The organism is Sorangium sp. So ce296 (assembly GCF_051529605.1).
GTDB classification, from domain to species: domain Bacteria; phylum Myxococcota_A; class Polyangia; order Polyangiales; family Polyangiaceae; genus Sorangium; species Sorangium cellulosum_D.
Genome location: NZ_CP150325.1, coordinates 6,093,556 through 6,109,956, shown reverse-complemented (window position 1 = coordinate 6,109,956; position 16,401 = coordinate 6,093,556). Strand labels below are relative to the sequence as shown.

Below are 16,401 nucleotides of genomic sequence, written 5' to 3'. Positions count from 1 at the left end.
AGTCCAGCCCCCGCCGCCCCCCGATCGGCGGGCGCGCCGATCCTCGCACGCCGCGGCGGCTCAGCGCCTCCGCGGGCCGGCGCCGGTCAACCCTTCTTGCCGGTCTGCGCGGTGTGTTTCGCGTGTTTGTCCAGCGCGGCGAGGACGCGGTCGTAGTCGGGCGGCAGCTCGACCGGCGGGTTGGCGAGCCGGCTCGTCACGTCCGGGAGCGCGCGCTCGTGGTATTTCACCTTGAACTCCGTGAACTTGAGGCCGTTCGCGGTCGAGACCACGACGACCCGCTGGCGCTTCTCGACGAGGCCCTTCTTCACGAGCTTCTCCAGCGCGGCGAGGGCGACCGCCGTGTGCGGGCAGGTGTACATCCCGGTCCGGTCGGCGCGCGCCGCCGCGTCGCAGAGCTCGTCCTCGGTCACCTCCTCCGCGACCCCGTTCATCGCCTGGAGCGCCATCATCGCCCGCGGCGCGCTCACCGGGTTGCCGATCTGGATCGCGCTCGCCAGCGTCTCGCCCGCCTTCATCGGCACGACCTCGCTGCGCCCCTCGGCCCACGCCCGGTAGAGCGGGTTGGCACGCGCCGACTGCGCCACGCACAGGCGCGGGAAGCGCGTCGTCAGGCCGAGGTCCTTCAGCATCTTGAAGCCGGCGTAGAGCGCGTAGGCGTTGCCCAGGTTGCCGCTCGGCAGGACGACCCAGTCGGGCAAGGTCCAGTCGAACTGCTGCACGATCTCGATGGCCACGGTCTTCTGGCCCTCGAGGCGCAGCGCGTTCATCGAGTTCGCCAGGTAGACCACGCCGTCGGCCGAGAGCCGCTGCACGATGGCCATGCAGCCGTCGAAGTCCGTGTCGAGCGAGAGCACCAGGGCCCCCGACGCGATCGGCTGCACCAGCTGCGCCATCGACACCTTGCCCCGCGGCAGCAGCACGACCACGGGCAGGCCGGCCGCCGCGCCGTACGCCGCGAGCGAGGCCGACGTGTCCCCCGTCGACGCGCAGGCGATCGCGCGCACCTCGAGGCCCTCGCGGATCGCCTTGTTCACCACCGAGACGAGCACCGTCATCCCGAGGTCCTTGAACGACCCCGTATGGCTGTTGCCGCAGAGCTTCACCCAGACGTCGTCGAGCCCGAGCGAGCGGCCGTAGCGGTCCGCCCAGAAGAGGTTCGTGCCGCCCTCATCCATCGACACGATGGCCTCGTCCGGGACCTGGGGCGCGACCCACTCCCGCTTGCCCCAGACCCCGGAGCCGTAGGGCCACACCGTGCGCTTGTAGCGCTCGTCGAAGAGCTTCATCCACGTCGCGGGGCTCCGGTCGCGGAGCGCGTCGATGTCGTGCGCGACGTCGAGCAGGCCGCCGCAGGTCGGGCAACGGTAGAGGGGCTGCGTCAGCGGGTAGCTGCCGGGACAGCCGGTCAGACATCGGAATGCAGCAGAGTAGGCCATGGCAATACGGATCTCCTGGGTGGCGGGAAGCGCCCGCGGGAGGTGGTGTTCGGTTCAGTCGAAGCGTGGGGCTTCCATGCCGAGCCGCCTATAGAAGTAGATCGCCGCGTTCCTGGCAAACGATCCCTGCGGGACGTAGACGTCGTCCGGCTCGGGGAGCGGCTCGTCCGCCGAGAGCGGCCCGTCCCGCTCGCCCGCGAGGCGCTCGAGGTCCTCCAGGAACGCCTCCATCGAGGGATAGCGGTTCTCCGGGCGCTTGCGGATCGCCTTCAGGATCACGGACTCGAGCTGCGGGTCGATGCTCTTCCGCTTCTCCGAGGGGCGGGGCGGCGGGGTCACGAGCTGCCGGGCGAGGAGCTCGGACTGCTCCGAGCGCGGGAACGGGAGCTCGCCGGTGAAGGTCCGGAACATGACGACCCCGAGCCCGTAGACGTCGGTGCGGGCGTCGGGCCTGTCGCTCACGACCTGCTCGGGCGCCATGTACTCGAGCGTGCCCACCGCGGTGCCGGTCGCCGTGATGTGATCGGCGTCCTGGATCTTCGCCAGGCCGAAATCGAGCACCTTGACCGCGTACGGGTCGCCCTGCGCGCCGACGAGGTAGAGGTTGTCGGGCTTCACGTCGCGGTGGATGATGCCGACCCGGTGCGCGGCGGCGAGCCCGGACGCGGCCTGGGAGAGCACCGGGACGGCGAGGTCCGCCTCCATGCGGCGCTCGCGCCGTAGCCAGTCGCCGAGCGACTCGCCGAAGAGGTACTCCATGACGATGTACGGCGCGCCGTCGGCGGCGCGCGTGCCGGCGTCGAGCACCTTGACGATGTTCGGGTGCCCGATCTTCGCGGCGCTCTGCGCCTCGCGCACGAACCGCTCGCGCGTCCGCTCCGCCCGGGCCGCGAACGCCTCCAGGACCTTGATCGCGACCGGCTGCCCGGTCTCGATCTCGATCGCGAGGTAGACGCGCGCCATCGCGCCCTTGCCGAGATAGCCGCGCACCTCGTAGCGCTCCCCGAGGATCGTCCCCCGCAGCCGGGTCGGCTTGTACCGGAACAGGTCGACGCGCCGCGCCTCGGCGAGCTCCGCGCCGTCGTAGGGGCAGAAGCGATGGCCCGCGTCGTACTCCCGGTGGCAGCGCGCGCAGAACATGGCCCCGCTTCGAATAGCGCCCCGCGCTCCGGCCACGCAAGCGCTCCGCGCGCGCGCCTGGCGCGGCGCGCCCCGCGCCTGCGCGTGCGCCGCGCGGGCGCCGCGCTCACGCCGCCTTGCGCGGCGAGCGCCCCGTCAGCTTGGTGTAGGCGTGATAGCCGAGCCAGCGGATCGGCTCGGGCGGGACCCCCCCGAGCGGGTACATGTAGAAGGGCAGGTCCCGCCACCGCGCGTCGTCGCCCGCGTAGATGTCGCAGAGCACGCGGCCCGCGAGGTTGCCGAGCGTCACGCCGTGGCCGCTGTAGCCGAGCGCGTAGTACACGTTCCGGTGCTCGCCGCGCACCCCCATGCTGCAGATCCGGCTCATCGTGATGCCGAGCGTGCCCGTCCAGCGGTGCGCGATCCGGACCCGCTCGGCCGCGGGGAAGTAGCCGACCAGCCGGCGCCGGATCGCCTCGAACGCCTTCCCGGCCGAGTCGGGGGAGCCGGGGTAGGAGGTCCGGTTCCCGTAGAGGTAGGCGTACGCCGCGTTGCTGCCCCCGCCGAACACGAGCTCGCCGGCGGGGGTCATGCTGGCGTACGCGATCCTGTCGTGGTCGTCGCTGAAGCCGGCGACCTGCCCCCAGCCGAGCGCGGCGCGCGCCTCGACGTCGAGCGGCTCGGTCGCGATCACGTGCGAGTGCAGCGGGAAGATGCCGGTCTTGAAGTAGCCGAGCCGCGGCGTGTAGCCGTTCGTGGCGAGCACGATGGCCGACGCCCGGACGACCCCGCCCGGCGTGGTCAGCTCGATCGTGCGCCCCTCCTGGATCCGGAGCACCGGTGTGTCCTCGTGGAGGGCGACCCCCCACCCGAGGAGCAGCGGGCGCAGGCCGCGCAGCAGGTCGACCCCGTTGAGCTGCCCCTCGGTCGCGTCCAGCACAGCCCCGGCCGCCCCGTGGACGCCGAGCCGCTTCGCGAGCGCCGCGCCGTCCAGGTACTGTAGCGGAATGCCCCACCCGGCGAGCTGCTCCGCCCGCGCGTGCGCCGCCTCGGCCCGGCGCGCGTCGGTGAGGACCTCCATGCAGCCGTCGCGCCGGTAGCGCACCGGGAGATTGTGCTCCTGGATCATCCCGACGATGCCGTCGATGCCCGCGCGCGTCGCCTCGTAGACGCGGCGCGTGAGCTCCGGTTCGCGGTAGCTCACCCCGTTAATCCAGTTCAGCATCATCCCGCCGTTGCGCCCGCTCGCGCCGTTGGCGAGGTGACGCGCCTCGAGGATCATGACGCGGAGGCTCGGAAATCTGCGGATTAGATGGTATGCCGTGGAGACGCCGGTGAACCCGCCCCCGACGATGGCCACGTCGGCCACCGCGTCCCCGCGGAGCGGCGGGGCGGGCTCATAGACCGGCCCCGCCTCGCTCCACACGGAGCGAGCGGAATCGATCTGCGTGCGCGTGTCGACGAGAGCTGCGTGGGTCACGATGATTATCTATCAGAGGAACGCTCCGTCTGGCACCATGGACCCCAGGAGCCCTGCTTGAAGCGACGTGTCCGGCTCTGCATGAAGGATCTCTTCCACCAGGACGTGGTGGAGATGATCGAGCGCGAAACCCGCAAATACCAGATCTGGTCGATCGAGGACCCTTCCGACCCGGACTTCGACACGGCGTATCAGATCCTCTGGGACTGCTTCGGGCCTCATGGAGAGATGGAGCGCAAGGAGGCGATCCACGCGTTCCTGCGGGACGACCCGTTCACGCCCGAGCCGTCGGGCACATACATGCGCTACTTCCTGCTCGTGGCGCGAGACGCGGACGGAAAGGTGCGCGGCGTGCGCGACGGGACCGTGCTCGTCAATCCGGCGTACGCGCCGGATCTCTGCGTCATCTACCTCGCCCACATCTTCATGATCCCCGAGGCGCGGGGGACGGTGCTGTCGTACTGGCTGCGCATCGCCCCGGTCGAGCTCGCCATGCAGTACCTCGCCGACCTCCACGCGATGGGGAAGATCATGCTCCCCGCGCCCTCGGCCCCGGGCAAGTACTTCGGGATGAACCTCGATCTCGCGGCCGAGGTCGAGTACTTCACCCCCGAAGAGCGCCTGTCGTGGCAGCGCATCCTGTTCTACGGCCGCGGCGGGTTCGACGCGATCAACCCGCGCCATTTCCCCTACCGCCAGCCCGACTTCCGCGATCCCGAGGAGATCCGGGCGACGGGCAACCAGCCCTCTCCGTTCATGGTCCTCGTCCGGCGCATGGGCCGCGAGCGGCAGGCGCAGCTGCCGATCGACGAGGCGCGGGCGCTCATGCGGCTGCTCTACGACGATTTCGCGGATCACTGCGCGCCGCACCTGCTCGAGAACAGCCTCCAGCTCGTGCTCGACCGGCTGGAGGAGCGGGCGAAGCGGAAGAGCTTCGTCGAGCTCCTGCCGCTGCCGAGCGGGCCGAAGGACGTGCACCGGCTGAAGCCGCTCTTCCGGTACAACGTGTTCACGAAGTACTACCCGGAGAGCCCCGACATCCGCGGCTACCTGAACAGCGGCATCCGCGAGCGGCTGGCCGCGAACCCGCGCTACCTCGACGAGGAGCTCGCCCGCATCGCGCGGGAGCTGGAGGCGCGCCCGCCGTACGTCTACGGGAGCCGGGACAAGAGCGCGACCTGGGAGGGCACGCCGCTCTCGCCGGGGTCGGAGCCGCCCCCGTCCGAGAGCGCCGACGCGGGCGAGATCACCCGCGAGCTGCCGGCGCCGCCCGGGGCCGCGACGCCGCAGTGAACCAGCGGGCGCGAGCGCGCCCCGGAGACTCCCCCTCCCCCATGAACGTATTCGCCGCCGCGCCCGTCCCCGTCGCGTCGATCCTCTGGCAACCCTCCGCGGGCTCCTGGGTGCTCACCGTCGTCTGCAAGGCGACGTTCCTGCTCCGGCCCGGCGAGTCGCCGCTCGCCCCCGACCAGGAGGCGCCGACCCCCCACGACGCGGCGTGGGACGACGCGCCGTCGAGGAGCCTGCAGTCGGCGAGCGATCTCGCGCCCGCGAAGCCGCGCGCCGACGTCGTGCTCGTCGGCTTCGCGTACGCGCCGGGCAAGGCGCCGGCGCGCTCGCTGGTCGCCAGGCTCGCCGTGGGCGACCTGGACAAGTCGATCGAGGTGTGGTGCGACCGCATCTTCTCCCAGGACGGGACGCTCCACGAGGGCCCGCCGTTCGCGCAGATGCCGCTGGTCTACGAGCGCGCGGCCGGAGGGCCGGGCTCGTGGAATCCGGCCGGGGTGAGCGCCGGCGCGCGGAACGCCTACGGGCAGATCGCCGTGCCCAACCTCCAGCCGCCGGGGCTGCTCGTCTCCGATCCGGGCAAGGCGATCGAGCCCACGGGCTTCGGTCCGATCGCCCCGACGTGGCCGTCGCGCGTCGAGAAGCTCGGCCGCCACGCGGCCGGCTGGTCGCACCGCGACTGGAGCCGCAAGCCGCTGCCCGCCGGGTTCGACCCCGGCTATTTCAACATCGCCCCGCCCGATCAGCAGCTCCCGTCGCTGCGCGAGGACGAGCGCCTCGTGCTCGAGAACCTCCACCCCGAGCACCCGCGCCTCGTCACCCAGCTGCCCGGCCTCCGCCCGACGGCGACCCTCGAGGGCCGGCGAGGCGGCGCTCGCCCGGTGCCCCTGCGCTGCGACACGCTCTGGGTCGACACCGCGCGGGGGCGCTGCTCCCTGACCTGGCGCGCGCAGATCGCGCTGGAGCACCCGGAGGAGCAGGGGCGCGTGGTGGTGAGCCTGGAGCCGCCGCAGACCGCGCGCGGCGAGGCCGAGAGGTCCGTGCCGCCGAGCTCCGGGCACGTCGCGCCGCGCCCCCCGAGCACGTCGCAGACGCAGCTCCCCGGGCTCCGCTCCGAGCACGCTCCGGTGCTGCCCTGGAAAACGGAGGAGCGCGGGGCCGACAGCGCGCCCCACTCGAGCCCCCCGAGCGGCGGGCTCCCGTTCCGCGCGCCCGCGGCCCACGGCGACCTCGGGGCGCTCATGGCGGCGCCGCCGGCGCGGTGGTCCGCGCCGTCTCCGCCGGCCGGCCTCCTCGATCAGGCGCCGGCGACGCCGCCGCCCCCGGCCTTGGCGCCGCCGCCCCCCGCCTTGGCGCCCGCCGGGAGCCGAGGCCTCTGGGGAACCAACGACGCGCCGCCGGCGATGACGGTGGGCCAGAAGTTCGGGGCGGCCGAGAGCGCGGCCCGCGCCTCGCTGCCCGCCCCGGCCGAGGACGACCGCCCGTCGAGGGTCAGGGCGTCGCCGCCGAGGCCCGCGGCCGACGACATCGTCGAGCTGCTCTGGTTCGACCCCGCCGCGCTGCCGCGCGTCCGCGCTCGGTGGAGCGACCTGATCCTCGAGCTCGACTTCGAGGAGCTCGACCCGCGTTACGACCTGCCGGCCGACGACGCGGCCAAGGACCGCCACGACGTCCTCGGCGTGCTCACCGACGGGTCGCCGATCGAGCCGGGCGGCGTGCCGCAGGCGCTCCTCGCGTCGATCGGCGACAGGCGGCGGTTCACGCCGCCGCTCGTGCTCGTGACCGGCGAGGCGCGGTTCCCGTTCGACGAGGTCGAGGCGCTCAAGGCCACCGTCGCCGTGGTCGCGCCGCTCGCGGGCCCCGACAAGCAGCTGAAGGACGCCCTCGACTCCATCGGGGAGCTGCTCAAGTCGCCGTACCTCCAGAGCTCGACCGGCGTCGTGGACCGGCTGAACCAGCAGCTGAAGGAGCTCCTCGCCCAGTCGAGCCGCTCGCTGCCGGCGGGCCAGATCGAGGCGCACACCGAGCGGCTCTTGCTCGAGCAGCGGCGCTACCAGACCCGCAAGGTGCTCGGCGATGCGTGGATCCGCGCGCTGCTCGCGGCGGGCGGGCAGGGCGCGCTGCCGCTCTACCTGCCGAAGGCCCTGGAGCACCGGCTGCCCCTGATGACGAGCCTGAAGGTGCGCGTCCTCGCGGAGGCGCACCTCCGGCAGGATCAGCTCGAGCCGAGCCGCTACGCGCTCAAGGCGGTCGCGCTCGGGAGGGTCTTCACCGCGGACGAGCTGCGGCCCGCGCGCACGTCGGACTGAGGTCAGTCGAGCGGCTCCGTCGGCCAGACGTCGCTCGCGCCGACGAGCGGGAGCACCTCGACGATGAGCCGCTGCTGCGCCTCGAGGAGCTGCCGCTTCACGTCGCCGCCCGCCGAGGCGAAGCGCAGGTGCACAACGAACCTGGGGCCGTCCTCGTAGATGCGCGCCGCCGCCTCCGGCGTGAGCTTGCCGGCGACGTAGTCGCCGTGATGGTGGCTGTCCGAGATCGCCCACACCGAAGGCCACCGCTCGTCGAGCCGCCGGAGCATCTCGTCCTGGGAGAGCTCGCTCTTGAAGGACCACGCGAGCGTCGTGCTTGCCGTCTTGCCCATATCACCTCTCCTCAGCGGCCGCCGTCCCGCGGATCGGTCGAGACGCCCGCCCCGCCCGCGCCGGCCGTCCCGGCGCTGCCGGCCGGCGCCTGCGGCGCGGCGGGGGGCGCCGCGCCGACCGCATCGGGGCCTCGATAGATCGTCGGGAAGTCGCCGTTCGGCTCGCGCGGGCCGTTGAGCTTGAAGTCGAAGCCGCCGTTGCTCGGGTTGGGCTCACCGTAGATCTCCACGTTCCACCGCTCTGCCAGCGCGTTGAGCTTGCTCCCGAGCGACGTGTTCGAAAGCCCCGGCTTCCCCTCCGGGTTCAGCGCGCTCGGCGCCTCGCCGTTCTTGAAGATGCCGTATTTGGCGTTGTACGGCGCGCCCGCCTGCTGCGCCTGGACCAGCGCCTGATCGCTGTGGATCGCGAAATCGGTGTCCGACTTGGGCGACCAGAACCCGAAGGGCTTGTCCGGGTTGCCCTTGAACCCGTCCGTGGCCGAGCCGAGCTGCTTCACGGTCGCGTCCGTGATGCCCTCCGACTCGAAGACGTTCCGGATGTCCGACTGCAGCCTGTCGAACTGCGCGCGATCCTTGTACGTGAGCGGGACGCGCTGGCCGTCGGCGTCGCCCTCGACAGCCATCTTGAGCCGCTCGGGGGTCGTGTTCGGGTGCTCCAGCTCGCCGCGCTGCACCCGCTCGTAGGCCGCGCGGTTCTCCGCGATCCTCGCATCGAGCTTGGCGGCCGCCGCGGGATCGGCCGCGGGCCCCGCGGCCATCTGCTCGTCGGTCCAGGCGCGCGCCCGGGCCACCTCCTCCGGGCTCGGCGGCCCCTTCCGCCCGAGCGGGACCTCCTCCGCGGCCGGCGGGCGGATCCACCCGAACCGCTCGCCGAGCTTCGCGGCGCCGATGCCCCCGAGGAGGCCGCCGCCGAACTCGCCGAGGATCTCGCCGACGCGCGCGGCGCGCTCGCCAAAGAGGCCGCCCACCGCCTCGCCCACGTGCGCGCCGACGAACGCGCCGGCCAGCGAGCCGGCGAGCCCCAGCCCCGCGACGACGACGCCGGCGCCCACCCCCGTCAGCACGAGCGCCGCCCCGCCCGCGATCAGCGCGGTCCATCGCAGGGTCGTGAGGAGCCACGACGGCACCTCCTCCTCGACGGGCACGAGCGTCAGCGTCTCGCCGCCGATGAACGTGTAGACGGCCGCCTGGCTGACGACGCCGCCGCACTGGGCCTTCTCGGTCCTGCGGCCCAGGTGCTTCCCGTTGACGAAGACCGTGGCGCTGCCCTGCGCCACCTTCTTGCCGCCGTGCTCGAGGACGTCGAGCTCCGCGCGCGCGGCGGCGCGCCCCTCGATGCGCGTGTCCGGCGATCCCGTCGCGATCTCCCCGCACGGGGACCCCTCGAACATCTTGCCGATCTCGGCGCCGGCCAGCGCGCCGCCGGCGCCGAGCCCGACGCCGCCGGCGACCGCCGCGCCGATGAGGACCGCCCCGGCGCCGCCGGTGACCACGGAGAACAGGATCGCCCCGCCGATCGCGAGCCCGACGCACGCCCCCGCGATGAGGCCGGCCCACGCGGACGAGTGGCCGATCTCATCGCCCATCCGGGCCGCTTCGAGGGCGCTCACGGCCTCGCAGCCCCTCAGCCCTGGCCCAGCTTCACGCTCGCGAGGATGCGATCGAACACCGGGTTCAGCCGCGCGGCCTCGCTCTTCGGCATGGTCGCGGTGAAGCTGAGCACCGTCGGCTTGCGCCCCCCGACGAACACGAGCCGCTGCTCGATCGGCCCGCTCTGTCCCCTCCACGCGAACCGGATCTCCACGGCCGGCTGCCCGCCGAGCGTGATCTCCTGCCGCGCGTAGAGCTGGAAGCCGTCGAGCCGCTGGGCCATCTCGACGAGCTGCCGGTCGCCGTAACCGCGGATGTCCTCGCCCGCGGCCAGCGTGTCCCGCGTCATGACCAGGTTGGAGATCATCCCCTGGCCGGGCTTCGCCGGCGCGGCGAAGACCACCACCGAGCGGTCCTCCCAGTCGCGCGGCACGTCGAAGGACACGTCGGTGTGGTCATAACGCGGCATCGTCTCCGTCTCCACGCTGCGAGGCGCAGCGCTCGCTCTCCGACATCCAGCCGGCCCCGGGCGTCACGGCTCCACCTTGGCGAAGCCGCCCTGGAGGTCGCCCCGGTAGAGGGCCACGCCCTGCGCCGACAGCGCCCCTGCGTACGCCCGCTCCGCGGGCACGCCCGAGGCCTCGGTCGCCTGCGCCGCGGTCTTCACCGCCGCGCCGTTCACCGACCGCGGCGCCGCCGCGGTCCGCAGCGCCAGGAACTGCGCCACCTGCCCGCCCGCCCCGCCGACGTGGAAGATGCCGGCCGCGCTGCCCGCGTTCACGAGCGTCCCGAGGTCGCCCGCGCTCAGGCCGCCGAGCGCCGGCAGCGGCGCCGTGAGCACCGGACCGAGCACGTCCAGCGTCGACGGCAGCGAGGCGAGGCTCTCCCCCTTTGCGAGCCGGAAGAGCTCCAGGGCGCCGCCCCCCGCCGCCACCAGCGCGGCGAGCGACGCGGAGGGCGCGCGCACCGCCTCCTGGATCGCCGCGCCGGCGGCGGGCCCGATCTGCAGCGACGCCGGGGCCGCGGCCGGGGTGAGCGGCGGCGAGGCGACGGCGCGGTCGAGCCGCAGCGCCGCGCCCTCCACCTCGACGTCCTCGATGCCCCCCGGCGCCTCGACGGCGCCGCCGCCGCGCATCACCTCGGCCGGCGCGCTCGTCTCGCCGCCGCCGCCCGGCCGCCCCGGCGCGCTCGGCGCCCTGGCCTTGCCGATGGTCGCCACCGCGGGCGCCTTCGCGGACGTGGTGTTGATGAGCACGTTCGGCCCGCCGTCGATCTGCACCTCCGCGCCGGACAGCTTGAGCAACCCGCCCGCCGAGATCTCGAGCTTGCCCTGCGCGTCGATGAAGATGCCCTCCGGCGTGATCTTGATCGACGCGACGCCGTTCGTGATCTGGACGGTCTTGTCCCTGTTGATCGTGTACCCGACGCCGTCGCCGACCGTGACGCTCTGGCTGTCGCCGGCGTCGACCGCGTCGGAGGTGCGCACGATCGACGTGCGGCCCTCGCCGATGTGGTTGATCTGCTGCTCGCCGATCGTGTGGCTCTGGCTCTTGACGACGTTGACGCTCTGGCTCCCCCCGACGGTGACGGCGTCGGCGCCGGTCACGCTGGCCGAGCGGTTCGAGAGCACGGTCGAGCGCTGATCCCGCTTGATGATCTCGGTGTAGTCGCGCTGCGCCTGGACGTGGATGAGCTCGCGCCCCGCGGCGTCGTCGAAGGAGAGCTCGTTGAACCCGCCCGAGCCCGGGGAGGAGTCGCTCTTCCAGCCGCTCTTGGTCTTCTCGGCGGGCAGCGTGTACGGCACGCGCGTGGTGCTGTTGAAGACGCGGCCCACGATCACCGGCCGGTCGGGGTCGCCGTCGAAGAAATCGACGAGGACCTCCTGCCCGACGCGGGGGATGGCCACGAGCCCGTAGCGGCTCCCGGCCCAGCCCTGGCTGACGCGGATCCAGCACGAGCTCGCGTCGCTGAACCGCCCCTCGCGGTCCCAGTGGAACTGCGCGCGCACGCGCCCGAACTCGTCGGTGTGGATCTCCTCGCCCGGAGGGCCGACCACGATCGCGCTCTGCACGCCCACGACCCGCGGCTTCGGCGTCCGCCGCGCGGGGCGGTAGGGCTGCTGCGCGAACACGGCCTCGCCGGTCATGGTCCACTCGCCGCTGTGATCGCCCTCGAAGGTGGACGCGACGACGAGCAGCGCCTGGTCCGGGGCGAGCTCCTTGCGGGGGTGCCCGCCGAGCGACAGGACGACGCCGGGGCACAGGTCGAGGGCGTTGGTGCGGTACCGGACGGCGCGCCGGCCGCCCCGCTCGCCCTCGAGGCTCCTCGCCGCGAGCGCCTCCGCCTCCTTGATGTCGACCCGCGCGACGCCCCTGTCGTCGGCGACCGGCGTGTCGCCGCCCTTGCCCGGCTCGACCACGAACGCCCCTGGCACGTAGTGGTACTGCTCGTAGCGGAGCTCCTCCTCGAGCCCCTCCCGCGCCTCGGCGAAGAGCTGAACATCGGGCCTCGACCTGAAATCGAAGTCGCGGAGGGTGACGTGGCCGGGCCGCACCTCGTGGCTCACGACGAGCTCGCTCACGTACTCGCGCCCGGACGACTGGTTCGGGTTGTCGACGTAGGCGATGGGAGCGCCGGGGCGCGGCTCCCGCCGCTGCGGGGCGTCGCTCAGGACGAGGCGGGTGAGCTCGGCGCCCATGCGGCCGCCGTCCGCGCGGTGCGAGAAGTAAAAGGAGATGCCCGCCTCCTCGAGCAGCCGGCAGATGAACGCGTAATCGGTCTCGCCGTACTGCACGCGGTATTCATGGGCGGGGTACTTCGCGCCCAGCGCCACCTCCGGCTCGATCTCCCACTCCTTGAGCACCTGGAGCACGATCTCGGGGATCGTCATGTGCTGGAAAATGCGGCTGTTGCGCCGGAGCGTCGCCCGGAACAGCAAAGGCACGATGCGCAGCCGGTAGGTGGAGAGCCCCGTCGGCTCGACCTGCACCTGCTCCACCTGGGCGCAGAGCCCGGCCCAGACGCGGGCGGGAACGGCCGAATGCAGGACGGCCGACTCGGCCTTGAAGGCGGCGGCCTTGCCCACGAGGCTGTCGAGATCGAGATCCTCGATCTCGGAGACGGCCAGTATCGACACCTCGAAGAGCGACGAGATCTGCTCCCGGACCGAGAACCGTCGCACCGAGAGCGATTCTTCCTTGGACGCGAACGAGAGCGAGAGGCGCGACATGGACGGAATGCCGAGCGTAGAGCATGCGCTCGGCGCGATCTAGATCACGGCGCCGCCCCGCTGCCCGTCGCCGCGCGCGCGCGCAGGGCGCCCGCGCGGATCTCGTTCACGGCCGCGCAGGCGGCCTCGTGGGCGTCGATCGCGCCGCGCAGCACGAGCGACCTCCCCCGTTCGGCGGCGGTCTCCTCGAGCGTCCCCTCGAGCACGCCCTCGGCGAGGCGGACGAGCGGTCCCACCTCGGCCATGCCGCGCGCGAGCGCCCGGGCCGCCGCGACGAGCCCGGACGCCGCGGGGGCGGAGCTCGCGACGGCCGCGGCCTCGTCGCAGAGCTCGTCCGCCACGGAGCCCATGTCGCGCCAGCACCCGACGGCCGCGCGCAGGCTGGCGATCGTCACGAGCGCCGAGGGGGTCGCGTGCATCGCGTCGACGGGCGCCTGCGGCCGCACCCCCGCCGCGTTCTGCGCCGCGGCGATGACCGGGGCGAGGGACAGGAGCGCGCGCTCCAGCACGCGCGTGGCCTGCTCGATGCGGACGAGGCGCTCCTGCACGTCGGCGCTGCCGACCGGCGCGTCGCGCTCGACGAGGTCGGAGAGGCGGCCGGCGACCTCGATGGCGAGCTGATCGAGCCCGTCGATGGTGCGCGGGTCGAAGCGGCGGGGCACGACGTCGAGAACGCACAGCGAGCCGATCGCGTGCCCGCGCACGCGCACCGGCACCCCGGCGTAGGCGCGGATGCCGTAGTGCTCGACGAGCTCCTTCGGCACGCGCTCGTCCCGCAGCGCGTCCTCGACGAGGAGCGGCGCCTCGTCGCGCACGACGAGCTGGCAGAAGGAGTTGCTCCGCGAGGTCGCGCAGCTCACGGCGAGCTCCAGGGGCAGCCCGTGGTGGGCGCGCAGGAGCTGGATGTGGCGGACGACGAGGCTCACGAACGCGATCGGCGCGCGCGCGAGCCTGGCGGCCCGCGTCACGCAGGCGTCGAGGATGGCGTCCGCGTCCGTGCGCAGCATGGCGCCGTGCAGCTCGGCCAGGCGGACGGGGTCGTTGAGGTCGGCCATGGCGAAAGTCTACCAGCAAAGACTGCCGCCCCGGCGCTGCACTGCGTCGCGCCCCGCGGAACCCGGGGCGCGGGAGCATTCACCTGCGCGGCGCGGATTTGCCGGGAGCGCGCGCGGCGCCAGCGGCTCGGCAGAGCTACGGATAGGGCTTATGGGCTGAGCTGAGCTTCCGAGCACAGGAGCCCGACCCCGCAGACGTCATCCCCGAGCCGCCTGCGCCTCCCTCGCCCGCACCGCCGCGGCGAACGTGCCGAGGTGCACGTCGACCACCCGGCTCACGTCGGGCGTGTAGCCGCCCGCGAGGACCCACGCGATCGGGATGCGGCGCTCGAGCGCGGCCCGGAACACGACCTCGTCGCGCGCGCGGAGGTCGTCGTGCGTCAGGTCGAGCGGCGAATACGGGTCCTCGCGGTACGGGTCCGCGCCGGCCTGGTACAGGATCAGGTCGGGCGCGGCGCGGTCGATCGCGGGGCCGAGGTGCCGCTCCAGGATCTCGAGATAGGCGGCGCCGCCGCTCCCGCCCGGCACCGGGACCGACCAGCCGTTCTCCGTGTCCGGCGCGCGCTCGGCATCGACGTCCCGGTACGCCCGGTTCTGCTTGTACCAGTTGCCGTAGATGGAGAGCTGGAACGCCCACGGCCGCGACGCGAGCAGCGACGCGGTGCCGTTGCCGTAATGGAGGTCCATGTCGACCACCAGGGCGCGGCGGATGCGCCCCTCGGCGCGCGCGCGCTCCATCGCGACGACGAGGCCGTTGAAGGTGCAGAAGCCCTGGCCGTGATCGGCGTGCGCGTGGTGAAAGCCGCTCGCGAGGTTGCCCGCGATGCCGTCCTCGAGCGCCGCGAAGGCCGCGGCGACGCAGCCGCCGTTCGTGAAGCGCACCGCCCCGGCGAGCGCCGGCGACCACGGGAACTTCTGCGACTCGGCCAGCGCCCGGGGCTCGCCGGTCGCGATCGCCCGGACGTACTCGGGCGTGTGGACGCGGAGCAGGTCCTCGTCGCCGACCGGCTCGGGCTCTTCAACCCGCGCGCAGAGGCCGCTCCGCTCGATCGCCTCGCGCACCAGGGCGAACTTGCGCATCGGCATGACGTGCTCGCCGATGTCCGCGAAATAGCGCGGCGAGTGGAACACCCGGATCGGAGGCGAGGCACCGGTCACTTGCAGACCGACTCGAGCAGATCGAGCGCCTCGGCGACGTGGCGCGGGGCGAAGACGAGCGCCGGCCGGAAGCGGAGCGTGCGCTCGCCCGAGCCGCCCACCTCCAGGCCGCGGTTCCGCAGCGCGGTGAGCGCCGCGTCGCGGCGGGCGGCGTGGGGGAAGTCGACCGCTGCGAAGGTGCCGCTGCCCCGGGCGCCCGAGAGCACCCCCGGGTACCGGACGCAGAGGTCCTCGAGCCCGGCGACCAGGCGCTGGCCCGTCGCCCGCGTGTTCTCGAGGAGCCGGTCGCGCTCGATGACCTCGAGGATCACCTCGAGCTGCGCGCCGCGGAGCGGATCGCCGAGCCAGGTGTTGAAGATGCGCAGCGGCTCGATCGGCGCGAGCTCCTCGCAGCAGTAGAAGCCGCCGAGCTGCATCTTCTTGGAGAACGTCACCATGTCCGGCGGCTCGGGCAGGTCCCACGCCTCGTGCGCCCACAGCGCGCCGGTCCCGCCGCCGCAGGTCTGCACCTCGTCGATGATGAGCGCGACGCCGCGCTCCGCGGTGAGGCGGCGGAGCGCCTGGAAGAACGCCGGGCTCGCGTGGCGATCGCCGCCCTCGCCCTGGATCGGCTCGACGATGACCGCGGCGACCTCGTCCGGGTGCGCGTCGATCGCCGCCTTGACCGCCTCGAGCGAGCGCGCCTCGGCGGCGCGGTTCTGCTCGGCGTGGGCCGCCTCGGGGAACTGGACCGCGGGGAACGGCACGACGGGCCAGTCGAACGCCGGGATGTCGAGCTTGTGGATCGGCTTGCTCCGCGTCGCCGAGAGGGCGCCCATGCTGCGGCCGTGGAACCCGCCCTCGAAGGAGATCACCTTGAAGGCGTTCACGCCGGGCTGCCGGTTGAGCATGCAGGCGGCGAGGTCGGCGTCGCTCGGCTGCGCGCCGCCGCGCCGGCGCCGGGCGAGCCGGATGAACGCGGCCTTGAGCGCGTTCTCCACCGCCTCCGCGCCCGTGGTGAAGGTGAACACGTGCGAGTGCCCCTTCGGCGCGACGCGCATCAGCGTCTTCTCGACGATGTCGACCCACTCGGGCGCGGGCGCGACCCCGAGCGCCGAGCGGTAGCCGGCGCACCAGTCGAAGCGGCCGTCGCGCCACGCGGCGAGCAGATCCGGGTGGTTATAGCCGATGGGCACGGCGGCGATGTGGCCGTAGACGTCGAGCAGGACGTTGCCGTCCACGTCGACCATGTAGTTGCCCAGGCTCTTCCGCGCGTCCTGATAGAGGTGGATCGGCCGCGCGTCCTGGTAGCGATGGTGGCGGGCGCGGAGCGCCTCGGACGCGGGCCCCGGGACGGCGGTGCGCATGGAAGCGCGCTCGGGCTCACCGGGGATGGGCGGAGAGATGCTGGGCGGTGCGTTCAT

At 73.2% G+C, this 16,401-nt stretch carries 12 protein-coding genes; 2 read left to right on the top strand and 10 right to left on the bottom strand.

What is annotated here, in order from left to right; genetic code table 11:
- Positions 1-86 precede the first annotated feature (86 nt).
- The 3 genes from thrC to WME98_RS22725 form a co-directional block, all read right to left on the bottom strand.
- Positions 87-1,439: a threonine synthase gene (gene thrC / locus WME98_RS22735; protein ID WP_061623896.1), complete on the bottom strand. Its 1,353-nt coding sequence runs from the start codon at positions 1,437-1,439 to the stop codon at positions 87-89.
- A 54-nt stretch (positions 1,440-1,493) separates the two neighbouring features.
- Positions 1,494-2,579, bottom strand: coding sequence for a serine/threonine-protein kinase (locus WME98_RS22730; RefSeq protein WP_437953171.1), 1,086 nt, complete (start codon positions 2,577-2,579; stop codon positions 1,494-1,496).
- A gap of 106 nt (positions 2,580-2,685) precedes the next feature.
- The gene (locus WME98_RS22725) at positions 2,686-4,038 is read right to left on the bottom strand and encodes an NAD(P)/FAD-dependent oxidoreductase (RefSeq protein WP_437953170.1); all 1,353 of its coding nucleotides are present in this window, start codon (positions 4,036-4,038) and stop codon (positions 2,686-2,688) included.
- Between the two features lie 57 nt (positions 4,039-4,095).
- On the opposite strand from WME98_RS22725, the gene WME98_RS22720 reads away from it, so the two are divergent.
- Together WME98_RS22720 and WME98_RS22715 are read left to right on the top strand one after the other, a co-directional pair.
- Positions 4,096-5,331, top strand: coding sequence for a hypothetical protein (locus WME98_RS22720; RefSeq protein ID WP_437953169.1), 1,236 nt, complete (start codon positions 4,096-4,098; stop codon positions 5,329-5,331).
- Positions 5,332-5,372: 41 nt separating this feature from the next.
- Positions 5,373-7,634 (top strand): DUF2169 family type VI secretion system accessory protein, encoded by a 2,262-nt coding sequence (locus WME98_RS22715; protein WP_437953168.1) that lies wholly within the window; start codon positions 5,373-5,375, stop codon positions 7,632-7,634.
- 2 nt (positions 7,635-7,636) lie between these two features.
- On the opposite strand, the gene WME98_RS22710 is transcribed toward WME98_RS22715, so the two are convergent.
- The 7 genes from WME98_RS22710 to WME98_RS22680 all read right to left on the bottom strand — a co-directional run bounded on the left by WME98_RS22710 (position 7,637) and on the right by WME98_RS22680 (position 16,401).
- The gene (locus WME98_RS22710; RefSeq protein WP_061623892.1) at positions 7,637-7,966 is read right to left on the bottom strand and encodes a hypothetical protein; all 330 of its coding nucleotides are present in this window, start codon (positions 7,964-7,966) and stop codon (positions 7,637-7,639) included.
- A gap of 11 nt (positions 7,967-7,977) precedes the next feature.
- The gene (locus WME98_RS22705; RefSeq protein ID WP_437953167.1) at positions 7,978-9,576 is read right to left on the bottom strand and encodes a PAAR domain-containing protein; all 1,599 of its coding nucleotides are present in this window, start codon (positions 9,574-9,576) and stop codon (positions 7,978-7,980) included.
- A 14-nt stretch (positions 9,577-9,590) separates the two neighbouring features.
- Complete coding sequence (locus WME98_RS22700; RefSeq protein WP_148314644.1) at positions 9,591-10,025, bottom strand: DcrB-related protein; 435 nt, start codon at positions 10,023-10,025, stop codon at positions 9,591-9,593.
- A 63-nt stretch (positions 10,026-10,088) separates the two neighbouring features.
- Positions 10,089-12,785 (bottom strand): type VI secretion system Vgr family protein, encoded by a 2,697-nt coding sequence (locus WME98_RS22695; protein ID WP_437953166.1) that lies wholly within the window; start codon positions 12,783-12,785, stop codon positions 10,089-10,091.
- A 44-nt stretch (positions 12,786-12,829) separates the two neighbouring features.
- Positions 12,830-13,840 carry a GAF domain-containing protein gene (locus WME98_RS22690; RefSeq protein ID WP_437953165.1) on the bottom strand — a complete coding sequence of 337 codons (1,011 nt, stop codon included), beginning with the start codon at positions 13,838-13,840 and terminating at the stop codon, positions 12,830-12,832.
- A gap of 198 nt (positions 13,841-14,038) precedes the next feature.
- Entirely contained in the window at positions 14,039-14,998 is a 960-nt protein-coding gene (locus WME98_RS22685; RefSeq protein WP_437953164.1) for a histone deacetylase family protein, read from the bottom strand.
- The gene (locus WME98_RS22680) at positions 14,995-16,401 is read right to left on the bottom strand and encodes an aminotransferase class III-fold pyridoxal phosphate-dependent enzyme (RefSeq protein WP_437953163.1); all 1,407 of its coding nucleotides are present in this window, start codon (positions 16,399-16,401) and stop codon (positions 14,995-14,997) included. Before WME98_RS22680 ends, WME98_RS22685 begins: the two co-directional genes overlap by 4 nt.